Annotated in this window: 22 protein-coding genes; 13 read left to right on the top strand and 9 right to left on the bottom strand. The window is 33.1% G+C overall.

Going from position 1 to position 21,432, the window contains the following annotated elements; translation table 11 throughout:
* Window positions 1-22: 22 nt before the first annotated feature.
* The 3 genes from ACWA1B_RS06845 to ACWA1B_RS06835 all read right to left on the bottom strand — a co-directional run bounded on the left by ACWA1B_RS06845 (window position 23) and on the right by ACWA1B_RS06835 (window position 2,639).
* A complete protein-coding gene (locus ACWA1B_RS06845) occupies window positions 23-682 on the bottom strand; it encodes a YggS family pyridoxal phosphate-dependent enzyme (RefSeq protein WP_456905352.1) in 660 nt (219 codons plus the stop codon).
* 12 nt (window positions 683-694) lie between these two features.
* Window positions 695-1,582, bottom strand: a complete 888-nt coding sequence (locus ACWA1B_RS06840) for a 3-hydroxyacyl-CoA dehydrogenase family protein (RefSeq protein WP_456905350.1) — start codon at window positions 1,580-1,582, stop codon at window positions 695-697.
* Window positions 1,583-1,673: 91 nt separating this feature from the next.
* On the bottom strand, window positions 1,674-2,639 hold the full coding sequence (locus ACWA1B_RS06835; protein ID WP_035644905.1) for a Gfo/Idh/MocA family protein: 966 nt from the start codon (window positions 2,637-2,639) through the stop codon (window positions 1,674-1,676).
* Window positions 2,640-2,829: 190 nt separating this feature from the next.
* Between ACWA1B_RS06835 and ACWA1B_RS06830 the strand changes: the two genes are divergently transcribed.
* Window positions 2,830-3,471: a protein-L-isoaspartate(D-aspartate) O-methyltransferase gene (locus ACWA1B_RS06830; protein WP_035644903.1), complete on the top strand. Its 642-nt coding sequence runs from the start codon at window positions 2,830-2,832 to the stop codon at window positions 3,469-3,471.
* 30 nt (window positions 3,472-3,501) lie between these two features.
* On the opposite strand, the gene ACWA1B_RS06825 is transcribed toward ACWA1B_RS06830, so the two are convergent.
* The 3 genes from ACWA1B_RS06825 to smpB all read right to left on the bottom strand — a co-directional run bounded on the left by ACWA1B_RS06825 (window position 3,502) and on the right by smpB (window position 5,812).
* The gene (locus ACWA1B_RS06825) at window positions 3,502-4,551 is read right to left on the bottom strand and encodes a Fic family protein (RefSeq protein ID WP_456905347.1); all 1,050 of its coding nucleotides are present in this window, start codon (window positions 4,549-4,551) and stop codon (window positions 3,502-3,504) included.
* 87 nt (window positions 4,552-4,638) lie between these two features.
* Entirely contained in the window at window positions 4,639-5,277 is a 639-nt protein-coding gene (locus ACWA1B_RS06820; protein ID WP_456905345.1) for a hypothetical protein, read from the bottom strand.
* A 79-nt stretch (window positions 5,278-5,356) separates the two neighbouring features.
* Window positions 5,357-5,812 carry an SsrA-binding protein SmpB gene (gene smpB / locus ACWA1B_RS06815; RefSeq protein WP_026729458.1) on the bottom strand — a complete coding sequence of 152 codons (456 nt, stop codon included), beginning with the start codon at window positions 5,810-5,812 and terminating at the stop codon, window positions 5,357-5,359.
* Between the two features lie 139 nt (window positions 5,813-5,951).
* Between smpB and ACWA1B_RS06810 the strand changes: the two genes are divergently transcribed.
* Window positions 5,952-6,578, top strand: a complete 627-nt coding sequence (locus ACWA1B_RS06810; RefSeq protein WP_456905343.1) for a hypothetical protein — start codon at window positions 5,952-5,954, stop codon at window positions 6,576-6,578.
* A 109-nt stretch (window positions 6,579-6,687) separates the two neighbouring features.
* Window positions 6,688-6,918: a VF530 family protein gene (locus ACWA1B_RS06805; protein ID WP_456905341.1), complete on the top strand. Its 231-nt coding sequence runs from the start codon at window positions 6,688-6,690 to the stop codon at window positions 6,916-6,918.
* Here ACWA1B_RS06805 and ACWA1B_RS06800 read toward each other — a convergent pair.
* From ACWA1B_RS06800 to ACWA1B_RS06790, 3 genes are all read right to left on the bottom strand, one after another.
* A complete protein-coding gene (locus ACWA1B_RS06800; protein WP_456905339.1) occupies window positions 6,913-7,473 on the bottom strand; it encodes a DUF3575 domain-containing protein in 561 nt (186 codons plus the stop codon). The genes ACWA1B_RS06805 and ACWA1B_RS06800 overlap by 6 nt on opposite strands.
* 130 nt (window positions 7,474-7,603) lie before the next feature.
* Complete coding sequence (locus ACWA1B_RS06795; protein ID WP_456905337.1) at window positions 7,604-8,152, bottom strand: GNAT family N-acetyltransferase; 549 nt, start codon at window positions 8,150-8,152, stop codon at window positions 7,604-7,606.
* Window positions 8,153-8,157: 5 nt separating this feature from the next.
* Window positions 8,158-9,009: an aldose 1-epimerase family protein gene (locus tag ACWA1B_RS06790; protein ID WP_456905335.1), complete on the bottom strand. Its 852-nt coding sequence runs from the start codon at window positions 9,007-9,009 to the stop codon at window positions 8,158-8,160.
* A gap of 186 nt (window positions 9,010-9,195) precedes the next feature.
* Between ACWA1B_RS06790 and ACWA1B_RS06785 the strand changes: the two genes are divergently transcribed.
* The 10 genes from ACWA1B_RS06785 (at window position 9,196) to ACWA1B_RS06740 (ending at window position 21,389) form a co-directional block, all read left to right on the top strand.
* Complete coding sequence (locus ACWA1B_RS06785) at window positions 9,196-11,463, top strand: M1 family metallopeptidase (protein ID WP_456905333.1); 2,268 nt, start codon at window positions 9,196-9,198, stop codon at window positions 11,461-11,463.
* Window positions 11,464-11,932: 469 nt separating this feature from the next.
* Window positions 11,933-12,580 (top strand): GNAT family N-acetyltransferase, encoded by a 648-nt coding sequence (locus ACWA1B_RS06780; protein ID WP_456905331.1) that lies wholly within the window; start codon window positions 11,933-11,935, stop codon window positions 12,578-12,580.
* 55 nt (window positions 12,581-12,635) lie between these two features.
* Complete coding sequence (locus ACWA1B_RS06775; RefSeq protein ID WP_456905329.1) at window positions 12,636-13,829, top strand: argininosuccinate synthase; 1,194 nt, start codon at window positions 12,636-12,638, stop codon at window positions 13,827-13,829.
* On the top strand, window positions 13,822-14,799 hold the full coding sequence (argC, locus tag ACWA1B_RS06770) for an N-acetyl-gamma-glutamyl-phosphate reductase (RefSeq protein ID WP_456905327.1): 978 nt from the start codon (window positions 13,822-13,824) through the stop codon (window positions 14,797-14,799). The genes ACWA1B_RS06775 and argC overlap by 8 nt, the downstream gene beginning before the upstream one ends.
* A gap of 157 nt (window positions 14,800-14,956) precedes the next feature.
* Complete coding sequence (locus tag ACWA1B_RS06765; protein WP_456905325.1) at window positions 14,957-16,096, top strand: aspartate aminotransferase family protein; 1,140 nt, start codon at window positions 14,957-14,959, stop codon at window positions 16,094-16,096.
* 85 nt (window positions 16,097-16,181) lie between these two features.
* Entirely contained in the window at window positions 16,182-17,375 is a 1,194-nt protein-coding gene (locus ACWA1B_RS06760; protein WP_456905323.1) for a glutamate-5-semialdehyde dehydrogenase, read from the top strand.
* 81 nt (window positions 17,376-17,456) lie between these two features.
* On the top strand, window positions 17,457-18,218 hold the full coding sequence (gene proB, locus ACWA1B_RS06755) for a glutamate 5-kinase (protein ID WP_456905321.1): 762 nt from the start codon (window positions 17,457-17,459) through the stop codon (window positions 18,216-18,218).
* A gap of 34 nt (window positions 18,219-18,252) precedes the next feature.
* Entirely contained in the window at window positions 18,253-19,200 is a 948-nt protein-coding gene (locus tag ACWA1B_RS06750; RefSeq protein WP_456905319.1) for an N-acetylornithine carbamoyltransferase, read from the top strand.
* A 94-nt stretch (window positions 19,201-19,294) separates the two neighbouring features.
* On the top strand, window positions 19,295-20,071 hold the full coding sequence (gene argB, locus ACWA1B_RS06745; protein WP_456905317.1) for an acetylglutamate kinase: 777 nt from the start codon (window positions 19,295-19,297) through the stop codon (window positions 20,069-20,071).
* A gap of 247 nt (window positions 20,072-20,318) precedes the next feature.
* Window positions 20,319-21,389: a M20 family metallo-hydrolase gene (locus ACWA1B_RS06740; protein ID WP_456905315.1), complete on the top strand. Its 1,071-nt coding sequence runs from the start codon at window positions 20,319-20,321 to the stop codon at window positions 21,387-21,389.
* Window positions 21,390-21,432 lie beyond the last annotated feature (43 nt).

Below are 21,432 nucleotides of genomic sequence, written 5' to 3'. Positions count from 1 at the left end.
TACAATCTTTAATCTACAATTATTAGCGTCCTCCAAAAATGCTGCTTCCAATGCGAACCATGGTGCTTCCGCATTCAATTGCCAGTTGGTAATCTCCGGACATTCCCATCGATATAGTATTCAATTCGCAGTTTTCAGTTTTCAGTGTAAGAATAGAATCAAAAATAGATTTTAAATGTGTAAATTCTTTTTTAATTTGATTTTGGTTTTCTGTGAAAGTTGCCATTCCCATTAAACCCAAGATACGAATATTTTTCAACTCTTTAAACTCAATAGAAGTTAAAAGTTCATTTAGTTCTTTTTCGTCCAAACCAAATTTAGTTTCTTCTTCTGCAATGTAAATTTGAAGAAGACAATTTATAATTCTGTTATTTTTTAAAGCTTGTTTGTTGATTTCCTGCAATAATTTCAAACTATCAACACCATGTATCAAAGCCACATACGGTGCCATAAATTTGACTTTATTGGACTGAACATGACCAATCATATGCCATTGAATATCTTTTGGCATTTGTTCCCATTTTTCAGTCATTTCCTGAATTTTGTTTTCTCCAAAAATGCGCTGGCCAGCTTCATAAGCCTGCATCAGGTCTGAAACAGGTTTTGTTTTTGAAACAGCAACAAGAGTCACGTGATCAGGTAAACTAGCTTTGATTGTATTTAAATTCGATTGAATCGACATGATATTTCTTTTTTATAAAAACTGCTTAGAGATTTTCTCTGCTTTTTTACTTTCGCTATAATCGTAAAAACCTTCACCAGATTTTACTCCAAGTTTCCCAGCCCTCACCATATTTACTAATAAAGGGCAAGGAGCATATTTTGGATTTTTAAATCCGTCGTACATTACATTTAAAATGGCAAGACAAACGTCAAGACCAATAAAATCAGCCAATTGAAGAGGTCCCATTGGGTGTCCCATTCCTAATTTCATTACCGTATCAATTTCATAAACTCCAGCAACTTTGTTATATAACGTTTCGATCGCTTCGTTTAGCATTGGCATTAAAATTCTGTTTGCTACAAAACCTGGATAATCATTTACCTCAACTGGAACTTTACCTAATTTTTCAGATAAAGTCATGATGATTTTAGTTACTTCATCACTTGTGTTGTATCCGCGGATGATTTCAACTAATTTCATAATTGGCACCGGATTCATAAAATGCATCCCAATAACACGTTCAGGATGTGCTACGACAGCTCCAATTTGGGTAATCGAGATTGAAGAAGTGTTAGTTGCTAAAATTGTATTGTGCGAGCAATATTCATTCAATTGTTTGAAGATGTTCAATTTTAATTCGACATTTTCAGTTGCTGCTTCAACCACTAAATCTGCACCTACAACACCATCTTTTATATCATTATAAGTAATAATATTAGTGATCGTTTTGGCAACATCTTCTTGTGTAATCGTTCCTTTAGATAACATACGATCTAAATTAGCCGCAATAGTTGCCATTCCTTTATCCAGTGATTTTTCAGAAACGTCGATTAGTTTTACGGTAAATCCGCTTTGCGCAAAAGTATGTGCAATTCCGTTACCCATTGTTCCTGCTCCAATTACAGCGATTGTTTTCATTTTAATGTGATATTATATTTATGATTTTAGCCACGAATTCACTAGTTTGATGTGAATTGCGTGGCTAATTTATGTCTGAAAATCTTTTAAATTATTTATTAAAGCAATCAATAATTTGATAAGCAACACGCAATGCATCTGTAGCTTGCTCAAGTGTTACAACCGGAGTTGTATCTGTATTAATTGCATTTGCAAAAGATTCTAATTCATCCAGAATAGCATTGTTTTGCTCCACATCTGGATTAGTGAAATAGATTTGTTTTTTTACACCTTCGGCATTTTGAAGAATCATATCAAAATCTCCAGGAACTTCAGGCGCGTCTTTCATACGAACAACTTCGCATTTTTTCTCTAGAAAGTCAACTGAAATATAGGCATCTTTTTGAAAGAAACGAGATTTACGCATGTTTTTCAACGAAATTCTGCTGGCAGTTAAATTAGCAACACAGCCATTTTCAAATTCGATTCTGGCATTGGCAATATCCGGAGTATCACTAATTACTGATACACCGCTGGCGTGAATATCTTTTACTTTTGAATTAACAACACTTAAAATAGCATCAATATCATGAATCATTAAATCTAAAACCACAGGAACATCAGTTCCACGCGGATTAAACTCAGCCAAACGATGTGTTTCAATAAACATCGGATTTTCAATCATATTTTTTGTGGCAATAAAAGCGGGATTAAAACGCTCAACATGACCAACTTGCCCTTTTACATTGTATTCTTTCGCTAATGCAATGATTTCTTCGGCTTCTTCTACTGTATTGGCAATTGGTTTTTCAATAAAGATATGTTTTCCTGATTTGATTGCAACCTTAGCACATTTATAATGTGAAAGCGTTGGAGTTACAATATCAATCACGTCAACAGCGTGAATAAGTTTTGCAATTGTGCTGAAGTTTTTATAGCCAAATTCTTTTGAGATTCTTTCGGCATTTTCTTGATTTTCGTCGTAAAATCCAACTAATTCGTATTTGTCAGATTGTTGCAATAAGCGTAAATGTATTTTACCAAGATGACCAGCACCTAAAACTCCTACTTTTAACATGAGAATGTATTTTAAACAAAAATATAATTTATTTGTTTAACGTGAAAATGAATTTAGCTAATTGTGAGTTGTTAGTTATGAATTCTAAATTATCAGTTGTGGCTTTTGACTTTATTAATTTAATATTTAAAAATCAATATTTGAAATACTGTTTTGTTTCTTATTTTTGCCAAAATAAAACCAACCCATTTTGAAAGACACTGCCAAACATCAAGGACTTCGTAATCAATTAGTAAGCACTTTGGAACAAAAAGGAATTACTGACAGAGCGGTTTTGGATGCGATAAAAAAAATTCCAAGACACCTTTTTTTGAATTCAAGTTTTGAAGATTTTGCTTATCAGGATAAAGCTTTTCCAATTGGAGCAGGGCAGACCATTTCACAGCCTTATACAGTTGCTTTTCAGTCGCAATTGCTTGAGGTTAAAAAAGATCATAAAATTTTAGAGATTGGAACTGGTTCTGGTTATCAAACTGCCGTTTTGTTTATGCTTGGTGCTAAAGTGTATACTGTTGAAAGACAAAACGAGTTATTTAAGACAACATCTAATTTATTTCCGAAATTAAATATTCGTCCAAAGCACGTTACATTTGGAGATGGATATAAAGGATTGCCAAATTTTGCACCGTTTGACAGTATTATAGTTACAGCAGGTGCTCCATTTATTCCACAACCTTTAATGGCTCAGTTAAAAATAGGAGGAAGGCTAGTTATTCCGTTAGGTGAAGATGTTCAGATTATGACATTGTTAATCAGGAAAAATGAAACGCAATTTGAGAAACATGAGTTTGGAGAGTTTCGATTTGTTCCTTTATTAGAAGATAAAAATTAATAATAAGCCCAGTTAACGCTGGGCTTTTTTTTATTGCGTAAGAATTGAGATATATCTTTCTAAACTTTCCTTTTGTGTTTGAGCAATAAAAAGCAGAAAATCCTCTTTATCTTTTTTTGTCTGAGCAACTTCCAGAGATTGGTAATAACGCATTCGGTTTTCGTAATCACCTTTTATATTGGCAATTAAATAGCCTTTCTGCATCAAAATTAAATTCATAATCAATCTTGAAGTTCTTCCGTTTCCATCAATAAAAGGATGAATTGTTACTAATCTTTCATGCATTTCGGCAGCCAGAATAACTGGATGAAGTTTGTTTTTGTTGATTTCATACCAAGTAAAATATTCTTCCATTTCCTGTTGAACTAACAATGGTTGTGGTGGCATATGACTGCTTCCTTGTATCATAGCCTGAACTTTTCGGTAGCGTCCTGCATCTTCAGGAATTATCCCTCTAAGAATTAAATTATGAATAGACAAGAGATCACGTTCGTTTAATGAATTGTTTTTATTCATCAAATCTTTAATAAAACCAATTGCTTCTTGATGATTTATTGCTTCGAGATGTTCTCGCATGCTTTTTCCAGAAATTGTCAATCCTTCATTTATCACCATATCAGTTTCACGCAGGGTCATTGTGTTTCCTTCAATTCTATTGCTTTCAAAAGTATATTCAAGTTCTAAAGCTTGTTTAATTTTAAAACTGTCGAATTGTCGATAAGAGTCTAATTTTTCTTTTAGAAGATCAATTTCTTTTAATATTTTTTCTAATGAAGTAGATAATTTAAGACTTGAAACTGTTTTATTGTATTTGATTTCGTCTTCCGCAACTTTTAAAGCCTTCAAAGCAAATTCATCATTACCAATTTCGTAAAGGATCTTTTCTTTAAGCCAGGCAACCATTAAAGTTTCATAATCAATTTCTAAAAGTTGAGACAATTTAGAAATTTGATCTTTTGTTGGCTTTCGTGTTCCAGATTCAAATTTACTGATTAATGCCTGATCTATACCGAGCAATTGTGCAACCTCACGGGTTTTTAAACCTTTTTGTTCTCTGGCATTTTTTAAAAGTGATTTCACTGTAAGAAATATTTTGTCTTGACAAAATTAGTCAATTTTTAAATAAAAGTAAAGCAGCATTTTTTAGAAATGCTGCTTTATATTATTTTATTTTGGAGGTAAAGAACCGTCTTTTCTCATTTCCTTAACTACGGCTTGCATTATAGCATCAATTGTTTGACCTAAATCAGTAACGTATTGTGACTCTGTAGTTCCTGTCCAAATTAGTTTATTTTGTTTTAATGAAAAAATATTGGTTTCAACCATATAAGATGTTGTTTCCTGATAATATCCAGGATCATAGAAATTTGGAGAATACATTCCGTACCAATTGCCAAAGCCATAACCGTACATTCCAGTATACATTCCGTCAAATCCTCCGTAATACATTCCGGTATAAGTTCCAGGTACGTAATTGGTTTCTTTTTCTTTGCTGACTAAACGCATTGTGACAACGCCATCAAAGTTTTCATCCTGTAATATTTTTAATTTTTGCTCCTGAGTTAGTTGCGATGTTGCATTAAGATATTGATATGAAGTTTTAAAAATCGGATTGCTTGCTGCAATTCTGTTTTCAGTAATTCTTCTTGAAGCTTCGTCCTTGACCAAAGCAACAACTAAAACTTTTTTAAATTCTTCCTGAGCAACAGTTATGTCTGGATCTCTCCAGCTGTTTACAATAGAAGTATTACTGCCACAACCAGAAAGTGACAGTACGACGATTAAGAAGACTAGGTACTTTTTCATATTTTAAGGTTATATTGTTTGTAGTAAAAATAACGATAAAATATTTATAAACTCATCATTTTCAGAAAATTAAAACTTATTAGTTGTAAGCTTTTTTGATTCTGTCCAAATCTCGTTTTGTATCCTGTTCCTTTAAAGATTCGCGTTTGTCGTAGTTTTTCTTTCCTTTGCAAAGGCCAATTTGTAGTTTGGCTAATCCTTTTTCGTTGGTAAACAATTTCAGCGGAACAATAGTAAGTCCTTTTGCCTGAACGCTTTTATGAAGTGTCTTTAATTCTTTTTTGTTGAGAAGCAATTTTCTTTCACTTCTGGATTTATGATTGAATTGATTTCCAAACGAGTATTCTTCAATATAAGTATTGATTGCAAAAAGCTCCATACCGCTGAATTCGCAAAAACTCTCTGTAATATTTGCTTTGCCAAGACGTATTGATTTTATTTCGGTACCTGCTAAAACAATTCCTGCAGTATAAGTATCGATTATCTCATAATCAAATCGAGCCCTTTTATTTAGTATGTTAACTGATTTTATCATAACTGCAAATGTAAAACAAAATTGAAAAATTTTAATGCGATAAAAGATAATAAAAGATTTTTTTTAATCTATGATTTTAATCAGTATTAAAGAAAAAGCTTACAGTTAAGTTTGTTTAATAATTTAAAACAAACTCAAAATGAAAAAGATTTTTACACTAGTTAGTATTGTGTTTTTTGGATTTGCAGTTCAAGCTCAGGATTCAAATCAAGGTTTAAAAGGTGCATGGTTTGCAACTTCTCAATTTGGCTATCAACAAACAAAAACTGCCGATGTCAAAAATACAAATTTATCGGTATTGCCAGTAGTTGGAACATTTGTTACGCCATCTGTGGCAGTTGGGGCAGGAATTGGCTACATTAATATAAAACAGGATTCAAAAGTTGCAACTGCTGCAAATACAGATTTGATTGTAATTGAACCATTAGCAAGAAAATATTGGAACGTTGCAGGTTCGCTTTATTTCTTTGGACAATTAGCATTACCAGTTATCACAGGAAAAGAGAAAGAAAGTGAATTAAAAGTAAATCAGGTTGGTTTATCTCTTTCAGGTGGATTTGATTATTTTGTTACAAAGAATTTCTCTGTTGAGTTTTCTTATGATTTGGCAAATTTTACCTCAACAACACTTGATCCTAAAGTTGGAGAGAAAACAACTGTAACTAATTTTGCATTAGCTCATGTAGCAAATGTTGATTCAGCATACACAGTTGGGAATCCTACTTTGACAACTCCACTTTCTGTTGGATTTAAATTCTTATTCTAAATATTTATTATTTGATTAATGTCAAATTCTATTTTGTAATTTTGCAAAAAGAGAAAGACCGTACTTTTTTATAGTACGGTCTTTTTTATATAATTTAAAAAGTATAAAAATGGAAAATAAATCAAAAGATCCTTTACATGGAATTACACTTCAAAAAATCGTTGAGACTTTAGTTGATTTTTATGGTTTTGATACTTTAGGAGAACTAATTCCGATAAAATGCTTTATTTCAAATCCAAGTATAAAATCATCACTTACTTTTTTGAGAAAAACAGATTGGGCTCGCAAAAAAGTGGAAGATTTATATGTGAGATCTTTAAGTAAATTTGAAAAATTATAATTTATAAGAAATCATTACGCCTCCACGGTATGGCAACCACTCACCACTTTTGTTATAATCTTTAGCTTTGTCTGCAGGATATCTTCCAGGTGTTCCATCATTATATAATCCTTTATAAAAGCCTTGGTGCCATCCACCTCCAGCAAAAATATCTAATAAAAATTTATCATTTAATTTAATATTATATCCAACAGTAACTCCTAGTCTGTAACCAAAACCTTTTTCGTATTGATTAGTGTCCCAATAATCCCATTTTTGAATTCTGTAGATGTCTGGACCAGCATGACCTCCTACGTAAAATCCATTGTATTTTTCTTTAAAATGGTAACGAACTTCTGGAGTGAAAGTATAAAGTTCCATTGGGTTATGTCCGTTGAATGATTTCCAGAAGGATGCCATGACATCAAAGCTAAAAGTTGTTTTTTCTCCAATACTGGTTTCAATACCAACATTTGGAACTGCTAGAAGTGCGGTTGCTCCATTAAATTTAATAAAAGTCTGGCTTTGTGAATGAACCGAAAATAAGATAATGGCTAATAAAAATATTTTTTTCATAAAGGTGTTTTTAGAACGAAATCATGTAAAGTGGCTAATTTCGCGTGCAAATATAGCATATAAACACATTTTGAACATTAATAATATATGTTTTAACAAATATTATTTTTTTGTCAGAAATTAACAAATTCTATCGTTCTAATAATGAGTAAATTACTTTGTCTAAAAAACGCCCTTCATAAAATTCAGATTCTTTGAAATGCGCTTCTTTAACAAAACCGCATTTTTGCAAGACTTTTTCCGAAGCTTGATTTTCAGGGTCAATAACAGCTTCAATTGAATGTAGTTTTAAATCTTTAAAACCATAAATTATTAATCGGTTTACAGCTTCGGGGATGATTCCTTTTCCATGAAATTCCGGCAAAAGCATATAGCCAATTTCGGCGCGGTAATTTTCAGGTTGCATTCGATAATAACCGATAATTCCGAGAAGTTTTGGATTATCTTTTAAAGTAATTGCCCAATTGATTCCAATATTATTGTCAATATTTGTATTAATTGTTGCGATGTGTGCCAAAGCGTCTTCGTTGTTTTTGGCCAACGGACGCGGAATATATTTCATGGTCTCAGGATTCGAACGCAATTCGAAAACTTCATTAACATCATCGTTTGTAATTCTTCTCAATAATAAACGCTCTGTTTCGATTACTGGAAACGGATGGAAGTTGAATTCTAACATTTTATTTATAAGATTTTAATACTAAATTGAGAATGAAAGGTCTGATCTTCTTCTAAAACAATAATTCCTTCTTTTTTAAATAAATCGCCAGAATTATTTGCAGTATCAGAGTAGCCAAACCACGGTTCAATACATACAAATGGTGCTTGATCTTTGGTCCAGATACCTAAACTTGGAAAATCTTCAAAATCTACTTGAACATAAGGTTTCGAATTTTCAAGAATAGTCAACGAATTTGATTCTAACGTTTTAAAAACAAGCGCATCATTTTCGAAAAGTTTATAATTCAGCGGCACTAAGTTTTCAGTCGTTTTTAGAATTTCAGTTTTATTCGAAATTAAATCATTTTCAAGAAGATTGTATTTTAAAGGCTCTTCTTTTTCAAATTTAAAAGAATAGTTTGTAAAATTTTCAGGAAGTGCAATTGCAGGATGAGCCCCAATTGAAAAAGGCATTTTATTATCTCCTGTATTAATTACAATATATTCGATTTTTAGAGAGGTATTTTCTAATGTGTAAATAAGCTGTAATTCGAACTCGAAAGGATATTTTTTTAAGGTATCTGTATTTGATTTTAAAGAAAAAACGGCACTGTTCCCTGTTTTTTCAATTAATTCAAATTCCATATCTCTCGCAAAACCATGTCTTGGCAAATGATATTCATTTTCATTAATTGTATAAGAGTTGTTTTTCAATGTGCCGACAATAGGAAAAAGGACAGGTGAGTGTTTGCCCCAAAAATCAGGATTTCCTTCCCAGATGTATTCCTTGTTTTGATTGTTTTTTAATGAAAATAATTCGGCTCCGGCATGCTTAATTGAAGCTGTTAATATTGAATTTGATATAGTTGTCGTCAAAATAGTAGAGTTGAAAAGATTAATTTTTATGTAAATGTAAAGGTATTTGAATAATTTTTATTTTTTAAGGAAAATCGCTCAATTTATTTTATTTGTAAAATTTTGCTAAAATTAAATTTAAGCTTGATTATTTCTCTGTAAATAGCTTTTTTTTTCATTAATTTGCTACATAAACAGCTAAAAAATATGAAGAAGCAATCTGCAAAAGCCATTTTAACCGCGGCTTTATTTTTTGGGATTTCTTGTTCCTGGGCGCAACAAACACCTTCAGGGACAGCAACAAATCCAGTAAATAATTATAATTACCATGATGCCTTTGCCCCGCATTTTTACACTAAAAACGGAACATCTACACGTACAGCGAGTGGTCAGCCTGGTGTAGAGTATTGGCAAAACAGAGCCGATTACCAGATAACGGCAAAATTAAATGCTACAACAAATGAAATTGTAGGTACAGATCAAATTACATATACGAACAATAGTCCTGATAAATTAGGATTTCTTTGGTTGAATTTAGATCAGAATTTATTTAAAGATGATTCTAGAGGAAATGCCGTTGTACCTTTATCTGGAAGCCGTAACGGAGCCCAAGGACAGGTTTTTGATGGAGGAAATAAAATTAAATCTGTAAAAGTAATTTCTTCAGGGAAAAATGCTTTAGAGGTTGAGGCAAAATATATTGTTACAGATACCAGAATGCAGATTTTCCTTCCTCAGGAATTGGCCGCAAAAGGAGGTTCTGTAAAAATTAAAATCGAATTCTCTTTCATTGCTCCTTTTGAGGGATCAGACAGAATGGGAGTTTTGGAAACTAAAAACGGAAAAATCTTCACAATTGCACAATGGTATCCGCGCATGTGTGTGTATGATGATGTACGAGGATGGAATACAGCACCATATTTAGGAGCTTCTGAGTTTTATTTAGAATATGGAGATTTTGATGTAAAACTGACTGTTCCCGGAAATCATTATGTTGTTGCTTCTGGCGAGTTGTTGAATGGTCAGGAAGTTTTTTCTGCTGAACAGTTAAAACGTTACAAAGACGCTTCTCAAAGCGATAAAACGGTTATGATTCGTACTGCTGATGAAGTAAATTCGACAGCAAAAACAAATTCGGGAACTGAAAAAACTTGGCATTATAAAATCAAAAATGCTCGTGATTTTTCTTGGGCTTCATCTCCAGCTTTTATTCTTGATGGAGCAAAAATCAACTTGCCAAGTGGTAAAAAAGCTTTGGCATTGTCAGCTTATCCTGTTGAAAGTAATGGAAATGATGCATACGGACGTTCAAGCGAGTATGTAAAAGGAGCAATTGAGCATTATTCAAAACAATGGTTTGAATATCCTTATCCGGTTGCTACAAATGTGGCTGGAAATGAAGGTGGAATGGAATATCCTGGAATTGTTTTTTGTGGATGGAAATCAAAAGGGCAGGATTTATGGGGAGTTACAGACCATGAATTTGGTCATATCTGGTTTCCAATGATTGTTGGTTCAAACGAGAGATTGTTCGCATGGATGGATGAAGGATTTAATACTTTTATTAATTCATTGAGTACGGCAGCATTCAATAATGGTGAATACAAAGAAAAGCCAATAGATTTGCATGAAGAGGCAGAATCTTTTACACGTCCAGATTTAGAAACTATTATGAGTTCTCCTGATAATATGAAGGAAGCAAATATTGGTATGTTGTGCTATTTTAAACCAAGTGCAGGTTTGATTCTTTTAAGAGAGCAAGTTTTAGGAAAAGAACGTTTTGATACTGCTTTTAGAACTTATATTCAGCGTTGGGCCTTTAAACATCCTCAGCCAGATGACTTTTTTAGGTCAATGGAAAATGTTGCCGGTGAAGACTTAAGTTGGTTCTGGAGAAGTTGGTACGTAAATAATTGGCGATTTGACCAAGGTGTAAATTCGATTAAATACATAAAAAATGATCCGGCAAAAGGTGTAATTATTACGGTAGAAAATTTTGAGAAAATGCCAATGCCAATTGTTTTAGATGTTAAAACAAAAAGTGGGAAAGTAACGAGAGTTAATCTTCCTGTAGAAATTTGGCAACGTAATAATGATTGGTCTTTCAAACATAATTCTACTGAAGAAATAGAAAGCATTACATTAGATCCGGATCATGCGTTTCCTGATTTTAATGAATCAAATAATGTTTGGACTGCAGGAAAAGGTAAAGTTGAACAAGACGTTATTTTAGATGGTTATTTAGGAAATTATTCTACATCTAAAGCACCTATAAAAATTGAGTTTACAGAGAAAAACAGTGCTTTATATGCAGAATTGACTAATTATCCGAAATTCTCTGTGAAAGCTGTAGATGGAGAAAAAGATACTTTTGAATCAAAAAGAGCAGGTGTGAAGTTTAAATTTAACGAAGCTAAAACTGCTGTTGATATGATTTTGTCTGATGGAAAAGCAATTCCTTTTACTAAAAATTAAAAAGTAGATATTTTAAATCATTTAAAACCCGATAGTTACTGATAACTATCGGGTTTTGTTTTTTTGTATATTCACAAAACGTAAAAAAAATGTTAGAATTTTGATTTTTTGTTTTCTAAATAAAAAATTAATGTACTTTTGCACCGATGAATAAAATAAGTTTACATATAACTTCTTTGTCACGGACAAACTCACCGATTACTTCTCCCGAAGTACGGACGCTATCTCTATAGTGTTCACTGAGTTTTATAACCGTATATTTATTCATATCCATTTTTCATTTTGAAATCACATAATTTGTCCATTGGACAAACATATCCTAAAAGTATTTATTATTTTGTAAATTTCATTAATCAAGTTTTTGATTTTGAGAATGTTACTTCTATTTTGCTTAATTTTATTGGATTCAATTCTGGATTTCAAACTAAACAATATGCTTTAATTTTTAACTCTAACTTCAATTATTGAAATGAAGATCTCTATTGTTGTTACCCAGGAAGAACACTTCAAATTCGCACAAGAAATCTGCGATACGATAGAATCATCTGCCTTGTTAAGAGGCACGGGGATTGCTAAAAGAACTCCTGAGTATATTCAGAAAAAAATGTCGAATGGTGATGCAATGATTGCTCTGGCAGACGGGAAATTTGCAGGTTTTTGTTATATCGAAAGCTGGCAGCACGGAAAATTCGTGGCACATTCGGGGTTAATTGTACATCCTGACTATAGAAGTTTAGGATTGGCAAAAAAAATAAAATCTAAAGTTTTTGATTATTCTTTGCAGCGATATCCAGATGCTAAAATATTTGGAATTACAACTGGTTTAGCTGTAATGAAAATTAACTCTGAATTGGGTTATAAACCAGTTCCTTTCTCAGAATTAACCACAGATCCTAGTTTTTGGTCAGGTTGCAAAACTTGTACTAATTACCAAATTCTGCAAAGCAAAGAAAACAAAATGTGTCTTTGTACAGGGATGTTATACGATCCGAAGGAAAAACAAAAAACACCGCCAAGACATCCTTTTAACGAGGCTGTGTTGAGCAGACTTAAAAAAATAAAACAGGCTTTATTCTTAAACAAAATCTTGTCATTTGTTTTTTTATTTAAAATTTAATTAAAAAGAAATCTCAAACTGCTATATACGAAAGTATTAGCCTAAATTATAAAAAATGAAAAAAGTAGTATTAGCTTATAGCGGAGGATTAGATACTTCGTATTGTTTGAAATATTTAAAAAATGAAAAAGGATACGAAGTCCACACTGTTCTTGTAGATACAGGAGGATTTTCTGCTGAAGAATTAACAGCTATTGAAAAAAGAGCTTATGAGTTAGGAAGTGCTCAACACGCCAACTTAACAATTTTAGACAAATATTACGATAAAGCTATCAAATACTTGATTTTCGGAAACGTATTAAAAAACAACACATATCCATTATCAGTAAGTGCAGAACGTGTTTTTCAGGCTATTGAAGCTATAAAATATGCAAAAAAAGTAGGAGCAACTGCAATCGCTCACGGAAGTACAGGTGCAGGAAACGATCAAATTCGTTTTGATTTGATTTTCCAAACTATTGCTCCGGAAATTGAAATTATTACACCAATTAGAGATTTAAAACTTTCAAGACAAGAAGAAGTTGATTATTTGGCTCAAAATGGAGTTCATTATTCTTGGGAAAAAGCACAATATTCTATCAATAAAGGACTTTGGGGAACAAGCGTTGGAGGTAAAGAAACTTTAACTTCAAGCCAGCCATTACCAAGCGAAGCCTATCCATCGCAATTGCAAAAAGAAGGAGAAGAGAAAGTAACGCTTCATTTTGAACAAGGAGAATTAGTTGGTTTAAACGGAAAATCGGATAAACCTTCAAACAATATTGTAGCGCTGGAAAAACTAGCAAGTGCTTACGCAATTGGTAGAGATATTCACGTTGGAGATACGATTATTGGAATTAAAGGAAGAGTTGGTTTTGAAGCTGCTGCGCCATTAATTATTATCAAAGCGCACCATTTATTAGAGAAACATACTCTAGGAAAATGGCAGCAATATTGGAAAGAGCAACTAGGAAACTGGTACGGAATGTTATTTCACGAAGGTCAGTTTCTAGATCCAGTTATGAGAAACATCGAAACTTTCTTGCAAGACACACAAAAGACAGTAAACGGAAAGGTAACAGTTTCATTAAAACCATATCATTTCTCACTTGACGGAATCGAATCTGAAAATGATTTAATGAACACAGGCTTCGGTCAATACGGAGAAATGAACAATGCCTGGACGTCTGATGATGCAAAAGGATTTATTAAAATTCTAGGAAATGCACAAAACATATTTTCATCTGTAAATCAATTAGATCATGATTAATGTCGGAATTATTGGTGGTTCGGGCTACACAGCCGGAGAACTCATCAGAATTTTAATGTATCACCCAAAAGTCAACATTGATTTTGTTTACAGTACGACAAATGCTGGAAAACCACTTTCTGTGGCACACCAAGATTTGATGGGAGATATCGAAATGAATTTTACAGCTGAAATCAATCCAAATGTGAATGTTGTTTTCTTGTGTTTAGGTCACGGAAAATCGATTTCATTTTTGAAAGAAAATCAGTTTGCAACTCACACTAAAATCATTGATTTAGGAAATGATTTCAGATTGAATAAAGACGCTCATTTCGAAGGGAAAGATTTTATTTACGGATTACCTGAAATCAATAAAGCAGAAATCAAAAAAGCGAATTATATCGCAAATCCGGGTTGTTTTGCAACTGCTATTCAATTGGCTTTATTGCCTTTAGCAGAACATAATTTATTGAATAATGATGTTCATATTAATGCGACAACAGGAAGTACAGGAGCAGGAGTAAGTCTTTCAGAAACGTCTCATTTCAGCTGGAGAAATAATAATATGTCACATTACAAAGCTTTCGAGCATCAACATTTAGGTGAAATCGGAGAAAGTTTGGTCCAATTACAAGACGATTTTGACAGCGAATTGCTTTTTATTCCGAATAGAGGAGATTTTCCAAGAGGAATTTTTGCAACGCTTTACACATTGTGCGATGATAGTTTGGAGCAATTGGTTGCTAAATATGAAGATTTCTATAAAAATGAACCTTTTGTAACTGTTACCACAACAAACATTAACGTGAAACAAGTGGTGCAAACGAATAAATGTATCATCAGTTTATTGAAAAAAGGAAACCGGGTTCTCATAACATCAATTATTGATAATTTGACCAAAGGTGCTTCAGGACAAGCAATTCAAAACATGAATTTAATGTTCGGTTTAGAAGAAACCACAGGTTTACATTTGAAACCAAGCGGATTTTAGGAAAAATTTGTTTCAGGTTTAAAGTTTCAAGTTACACGTTTTGTGTAAAGCTTGAAATATGAAACAGAAACGCAAATCAGTTTCAAGTTTTAAGTTCCAAGTTTCACGTTCTGTGAAAACTTGAAACGTGAAACCTGAAACAAAATAAACAAAAAAAATGAACTTATTCAACGTTTACCCACTATACGACATAACTCCAGTAAAAGCAATAGATTGTACAATTATTGACGACAAAGGAGTAGAATATTTAGATTTATACAGCGGACATGGTGTGATTTCTATCGGACACACGCAACCGGATTATGTAGCAAAATTGAAGAATCAGTTAGATAATTTAGGATTTTATTCAAATGCCATTCAGAATCCTTTGCAGGTGGAATTGGCTCAGAAATTAGGAAAACTTTCTGGTTTAGAAGATTACGAATTGTTTTTATGCAGTTCTGGCGCCGAAGCCAATGAAAATGCTTTAAAATTAGCTTCTTTCCATAACGGAAAATCAAGAGTTGTAGCTTTTGATAATTCTTTCCACGGAAGAACTTCAGCAGCTGTTGCTGTTACTGACAATAAAAAAATTGTTGCGCCATTAAACGCACAACAAGAAGTTACATTTTTACCTTTAAACCAAATTGAATTAGTTGAAGCTGAATTGGCTAAAGGAGATGTTACGGCTGTAATTATCGAAGGAATTCAAGGAGTTGGAGGTTTAGACCAAGGAACAACAGAATTTTTTCAGGCTTTAGAAAAAGTATGTAAAAAATACGATGTTGTTTTGATTTTAGATGAGGTACAATCTGGATATGGAAGAAGCGGAAAATTCTTTGCTTTTCAACATCACGGAATTAATGCTGATATTATCTCCGTTGCAAAAGGTATGGGGAACGGTTTCCCAGTTGGAGCTATCTTAATTTCTCCAAAATTTGAAGCAAGTTTCGGATTATTAGGTACCACTTTCGGCGGAAGCCATTTGTCTTGTGCGGCTGGAATTGCTGTTTTAGATGTAATCGAAAAATTGGATTTACAAAAAAATGTAAACGAAGTTTATGAATATTTCTTAGAAAAAATAAAAGAAGTTGAAGGCATCAAACAAGTAAAAGGAAAAGGATTAATGCTTGGAGTTGAGTTTGATTTTGACGTAGCAGCTTTAAGAAAAAAACTGATTATCGAAAAGCACATTTTTACAGGAAGCGCCAACAATAAAAATCTATTGAGAATTTTGCCGCCGTTGACTGTAAAAAAAGCGGATATCGATACGTTTGTAAAAGCTTTAAAAGAAAGTTTAGAAGAACTTAAAAACTAAGTTTGCCTATAACTTTTAATTCGTTTAATCGTTTAACTGGTTAATCGATTAAACGAATTAACGATTAACCAATTAAACCAAAAAAATGAAACCATTATCAATTGAAAAACGCAATCTGGTTTTGCGGTTCATGGCCAAGCTGGTCGAACAGGAGCGGAACGAGATAATCTTGACCAATCAGGAAGATCTCGCTGATTATGACGGCTCAGATTTAGCGATGGAAGAACGCTTAAAAGTAGATGATAAAAAAGTCGACGAAATGATTTTGTCATTAAATCAATTGGCTTCTCAGGAAGATCCCGTTGGCGTTGAGCGTTTTCACTTTACTCATGATAATGGAATAAAAGTGGTGAATAAAACAGCCGCTTTCGGAACGATTTTAATTATTTACGAATCTCGTCCTGATGTTACCATCGAAGCGGGCGGAATTGCTTTTAAATCCGGAAATAAGATTTTATTAAAAGGAGGAAAAGAATCTTTAAAATCAAATTTGAAAATCGTAAGCCTTTGGCATAAAGCTTTGGAAGAAAACGGGGTTTCAAAAGACTGGGTGGAATATCTAAATTACAATAGAACAGAAACTCAGGCATTTTTAGAAAAACCAACTCAAAAAGTCGATTTAATTGTTCCAAGAGGAGGAGAAAAATTAATTGAGTTTGTAAAAGCGCACGCAACGTGTCCAGTAATTGTAAGCGGACGCGGAAACAATTTTGTTTACGTTCATAAAAATGCGGATACAGATTTGGCTTTAAAAGTGATTTTGAATGCCAAAACCTCTAAAATCTCGGCGTGCAATGCTTTAGATAAGGTTTTAATCGATTCAAGATTACCCAATTTTGAAGGTTTTACAGCAATGCTAATCGAAGCTTTAGTAGAATCAAAAGTGGAAGTTATTGTCGATAAATCTTTAACAAATTTCGAAAACACGAAAACACTTCAAAACGAAGATATTTGGTACGAAGAGTTTTTAGATTATAAAATTGTCATTGGAACAATAGATTCTCAGGAAAATGCAATCGAAATGATCAATAAATATTGCGGAGGACATTCGGCAGCAATTATTACAAGAGATAATGAAGTGGCAAAGCAGTTTATGGAATCGGTAGATGCAGCAGCAGTTTATCAAAATGCATCAACAAGATTCACAGACGGCGGACAATTTGGTTTAGGCGGAGAATTAGCCATAAGTACTGATAAACTGCATCAACGTGGTCCAATCGGCCTTCAACATCTCGTAACGAATAAATGGTACGTTTACGGAGAAGGACAGATAAGATAATTTTAGATTTTAGAGTTCAGATTTTAGATTGAAAAACTTAGAATTTCAGCATCTTAGAACCTTAGCACCTTTAAAAAAAAAATGGGTAAGAAACGGATTTTATTAAAAATAGGAAGTAATACTTTAACCAAAGAAACCAATCATATTTCGCGGGGAAAGATCGAAGACCTAGGAATACAGATTGCAGCTCTAAACGACGAATATGAGTTTATCATAGTAAGTTCAGGAGCAATTGCTGCAGCAAAACAGTTTGTGAAACTGGATAATCAGGATAAAGATGTTTTTGTAAAGCAGGCTTTAGCTTCTATAGGACAGCCTCATTTAATGCGGATTTACAATGAGAATTTTAAGGATTTAGGATTAAATACGTCGCAGTGTTTGCTTTCTTACTCTGATTTCGAAAAAGAACAGACCAAAAAGAACATTGTCAATACCATTAATGTATTGGTAAAAAATAATTACATTCCGATTATCAATGAAAATGATACTGTTGCCACTGATGAGATTCGGTTTGGAGATAATGATAAATTAGCAGCGTTAACGGCGGTTCTTTTAAATGTTGATATTCTGATAATTGCAACAAATACAAACGGGATTTACACGAAAGAATCCATTCATTATGAAAATCCAGAGACCATAAAATTGGTAAATGATTTAAAGTTGCTCGAAAAAGAAATCGGCGATTCAAAATCATCACACGGAACAGGAGGAATGCAATCCAAAATAGAAGCCGCCGCAATTTCAAAAGCAGCTAATATAGAAACCTGGATTGTAAATGGGTTGAATGATAATTTTATTTTAAAAGCATTAAAAGACGAAATTCCGTTTACTAAAATAATCTAATTATCACATTATCTAAACTAATAAAGAAAAACAAATGAACTATATCTCAATAAAAGACATCAACTCATTATCAAAATGGGTAAAAAGCGCGATCAAAATCAAAAAAGACCCGCTTAAAAATAAAAAATTAGGTAAAAATAAAACCTTAGGAATGTTATTTTTTAATCCGAGTTTAAGAACGCGTTTGAGTACTCAAAAAGCAGCAATGAACTTAGGCATGAACGTTATGGTAATGAATTTTACCAACGAAGGATGGACATTGGAATTCGAAGACGGAGCAGTGATGAATTCTGGCGCTTCTGAACATATCAAAGAAGCAGCAGAAGTAGTTTCACAATACTGTGATATTATTGCTATCCGTGCTTTTGCAGGTTTGGTTGACAAAGAAAAAGATTATCAGGAAACTGTAATTTCAGGATTTTTGAAATATGTTACAGTGCCAATCGTAAATATGGAAAGTGCTGTGCGTCACCCGTTACAGTCGTTGGCAGATGCCATTACAATGGAAGAATATAAAACGAAACACAAACCAAAAGTAGTACTTTCTTGGGCGCCGCATCCTAAAGCTTTGCCTCAGGCTGTAGCCAATTCATTCGTAGAAATGATGCAAATGCAAAAAGACATGGATTTTGTAATCACACATCCAGAAGGATATGAATTGAGTCCAGAAATCACGCAAGACTGTAAAATCGAATATGATCAAAATAAAGCTTTTGAAAATGCCGATTTCGTTTATGTAAAAAACTGGAGTAATTTCAACGATTACGGAAAAGTGACCAACAGCGATCCAAATTGGACCGTTACAGCCGAAAAAATGGCTTTAACGAACAACGGAAAATTCATGCACTGTCTTCCAGTTCGTCGCAACGTAATTGTAAGTGACGAAGTTCTTGATGGAGAAAATTCAATCGTAATTGAACAAGCGAATAATAGAACGTATTCAGCACAATTAGTTTTACAAAAGATTCTTAAAAAAATATAGCTTTTTTAGATACTAAGGTTCTAAGTTTCTAGGATGCTAAGAAACTGCCTAACAAAAACCTTAGTCCCTTAGAACCTTAGCAACTTAGAACCTCATGAAAAAAGTTACCGTAATCAAAATAGGTGGAAACATCATCGACAATCCGTCAGAATTAGAACAGTTCTTAACCGATTTTTCTAAAATTGAAGGCTACAAAGTTTTAGTTCACGGCGGTGGAAAATCGGCTACAAAAATGGCGCAGAGTATTGGTTTGGTTCCGCAAATGATTGATGGGCGCCGAATTACAGATGCTCCAATGCTTGATGTTGTGGTCATGATTTACGCCGGACAAATCAACAAACATATTGTGGCGCAATTACAGGCAAAAGATAATAATGCTGTTGGTTTTTCTGGAGCTGATGGAAATTTAATTCAATCAACAAAAAGAAATCACCCAACAATCGATTACGGATTTGTAGGCGATGTAAAACAAGTCAACACTAAACTGTTAGCGACTTTGTTAGAAACTGGAATTGTACCCGTTTTCTGTGCCATTACACATGACAAAAACGGACAATTGTTAAACACAAATGCCGATACAATTGCAAGCGAATTATCAATTGCATTGTCAGAAGTTTTTGATGTGACGCTGACATATTGTTTTGAAAAACAAGGTGTTTTACAAAATTCAGAAGACGATTCCTCTGTAATAACAGAAATCAACGAAGCATTATATCATAAACTAAAAGAAGAAAAAGTAATCCATTCAGGAATGATCCCAAAATTGGATAACTGTTTCAATAGTTTATCAAGAGGTGTGCAGAAAATCAAAATTGGTCATCACAAAATGCTCCAAAACTCAGATATTCCGCATACAACGATTACATTATAAAAAATGTTGCCACGAATTGACATTAATTTTTGCTGTTAAAAGAGAAAATAATTTTAGAAGAACATTAAAAAGTTCATTTTGATTTTAAATCTGTGATAAAAAAAGAATGTTTGAAAATCCATGTAATTAGTGGCAAAAAAATAGAGCGCACAAGGTATTTTAAATAAATTTGCGCAAGTAAAAATGGTCAAAGGAAAGCTCAAAAACTTTGCTGCTTTGTTCCTTTGAGCCTTTGAACCTTATTAAAATGAAAAATATAGATACGCTTACCCAGGAAGCAATTAGTTTATTAAAAAGCTTAATCGAAACCCCTTCATTTTCAAGTGAAGAAGACCAAACAGCTCTTTTAATCGAAAATTGGTTCAATCAGAATGAAATTCCTTTCAAAAGAGAAAACAACAATGTGTGGGCTTTTAACAAATATTTCGACGAAAACAAACCAACACTTTTATTAAACTCACATCACGATACTGTACGACCAAATCAAGCGTACACCAACGATCCGTTTAAAGCAATTGAAAAAGATGGAAAATTATTTGGATTAGGAAGCAATGATGCTGGCGGATGTTTAGTTTCATTACTGGCGACTTTCGTTCATTTTTACGAAAATAAAAACCTTTCTCACAATATTGTAATTGTGGCTTCTGCCGAAGAAGAAAGCAGCGGGAAAAACGGTTTAAATAGTGTTCTAAAACATTTACCAGAACTAGATTGCGCGATTGTAGGAGAACCAACTTTAATGCAATTAGCAGTTGCTGAAAAAGGTTTATTAGTCCTTGACGTAAAAGTAAAAGGTACAGCAAGCCACGCCGCACATCAAAATGATGATAATGCATTATACAAATCTATTCCGGTAATGGAATGGTTTAAAAACTATAAATTCGATAAAATATCAGATGTTTTAGGTCCTGTAAAAATGACCGTAACACAGATTAATGCTGGTAAACAACATAATGTGGTGCCGTCAGAATGTGATTTGGTTGTTGATATTCGTGTAACAGACCGCTATACAAATGCTGAAATTCTGGAAGTTGTAAAAGCAAATGTAAATGCCGAAGTAACACCAAGATCAATGCACTTAAATTCATCATCTATTCCAATTGCACATGGTTTAGTACAAGCCGGAATCGCTTTAGGAAGAACGACTTATGGCTCGCCAACACTTTCAGATCAATCCGTTTTAAGCTGTCAGTCTTTAAAATTAGGACCAGGAGAAACATTACGTTCGCATTCAGCAGATGAATTTATTTTTGTAAATGAAATTGAAGAAGGAGTTGACCTGTATATCAAAATACTAACAGATTTCTTTAAATTATAATATTTTTTAGGAGCTAATCCCGCTATCCGTTCCAATCTTTTGT

The sequence above is a fragment of the Flavobacterium xizangense genome, assembly GCF_054075145.1.
The sequence above is the reverse complement of the archived record's forward strand: the minus strand, read 5'-3'. Positions and strand labels throughout refer to the sequence as shown.

What these genes read in the sequence shown, in the direction of transcription:
- ACWA1B_RS06845 (WP_456905352.1), bottom strand. Translation starts at nt 682, where the DNA reads ATGTCGATTCAATCGAATTTAAATACAATCAAAGCTAGTTTACCTGAT.
- ACWA1B_RS06840 (WP_456905350.1), bottom strand. Translation starts at nt 1,582, where the DNA reads ATGAAAACAATCGCTGTAATTGGAGCAGGAACAATGGGTAACGGAATT.
- ACWA1B_RS06835 (WP_035644905.1), bottom strand. Translation starts at nt 2,639, where the DNA reads ATGTTAAAAGTAGGAGTTTTAGGTGCTGGTCATCTTGGTAAAATACAT.
- ACWA1B_RS06820 (WP_456905345.1), bottom strand. Translation starts at nt 5,277, where the DNA reads ATGAAAAAGTACCTAGTCTTCTTAATCGTCGTACTGTCACTTTCTGGT.
- smpB (WP_026729458.1), bottom strand. Translation starts at nt 5,812, where the DNA reads ATGATAAAATCAGTTAACATACTAAATAAAAGGGCTCGATTTGATTAT.
- ACWA1B_RS06810 (WP_456905343.1), top strand. Translation starts at nt 5,952, where the DNA reads ATGAAAAAGATTTTTACACTAGTTAGTATTGTGTTTTTTGGATTTGCA.
- ACWA1B_RS06805 (WP_456905341.1), top strand. Translation starts at nt 6,688, where the DNA reads ATGGAAAATAAATCAAAAGATCCTTTACATGGAATTACACTTCAAAAA.
- ACWA1B_RS06800 (WP_456905339.1), bottom strand. Translation starts at nt 7,473, where the DNA reads ATGAAAAAAATATTTTTATTAGCCATTATCTTATTTTCGGTTCATTCA.
- ACWA1B_RS06795 (WP_456905337.1), bottom strand. Translation starts at nt 8,152, where the DNA reads ATGTTAGAATTCAACTTCCATCCGTTTCCAGTAATCGAAACAGAGCGT.
- ACWA1B_RS06785 (WP_456905333.1), top strand. Translation starts at nt 9,196, where the DNA reads ATGAAGAAGCAATCTGCAAAAGCCATTTTAACCGCGGCTTTATTTTTT.
- ACWA1B_RS06780 (WP_456905331.1), top strand. Translation starts at nt 11,933, where the DNA reads ATGAAGATCTCTATTGTTGTTACCCAGGAAGAACACTTCAAATTCGCA.
- ACWA1B_RS06775 (WP_456905329.1), top strand. Translation starts at nt 12,636, where the DNA reads ATGAAAAAAGTAGTATTAGCTTATAGCGGAGGATTAGATACTTCGTAT.
- argC (WP_456905327.1), top strand. Translation starts at nt 13,822, where the DNA reads ATGATTAATGTCGGAATTATTGGTGGTTCGGGCTACACAGCCGGAGAA.
- ACWA1B_RS06765 (WP_456905325.1), top strand. Translation starts at nt 14,957, where the DNA reads ATGAACTTATTCAACGTTTACCCACTATACGACATAACTCCAGTAAAA.
- ACWA1B_RS06760 (WP_456905323.1), top strand. Translation starts at nt 16,182, where the DNA reads ATGAAACCATTATCAATTGAAAAACGCAATCTGGTTTTGCGGTTCATG.
- proB (WP_456905321.1), top strand. Translation starts at nt 17,457, where the DNA reads ATGGGTAAGAAACGGATTTTATTAAAAATAGGAAGTAATACTTTAACC.
- ACWA1B_RS06750 (WP_456905319.1), top strand. Translation starts at nt 18,253, where the DNA reads ATGAACTATATCTCAATAAAAGACATCAACTCATTATCAAAATGGGTA.
- argB (WP_456905317.1), top strand. Translation starts at nt 19,295, where the DNA reads ATGAAAAAAGTTACCGTAATCAAAATAGGTGGAAACATCATCGACAAT.
- ACWA1B_RS06740 (WP_456905315.1), top strand. Translation starts at nt 20,319, where the DNA reads ATGAAAAATATAGATACGCTTACCCAGGAAGCAATTAGTTTATTAAAA.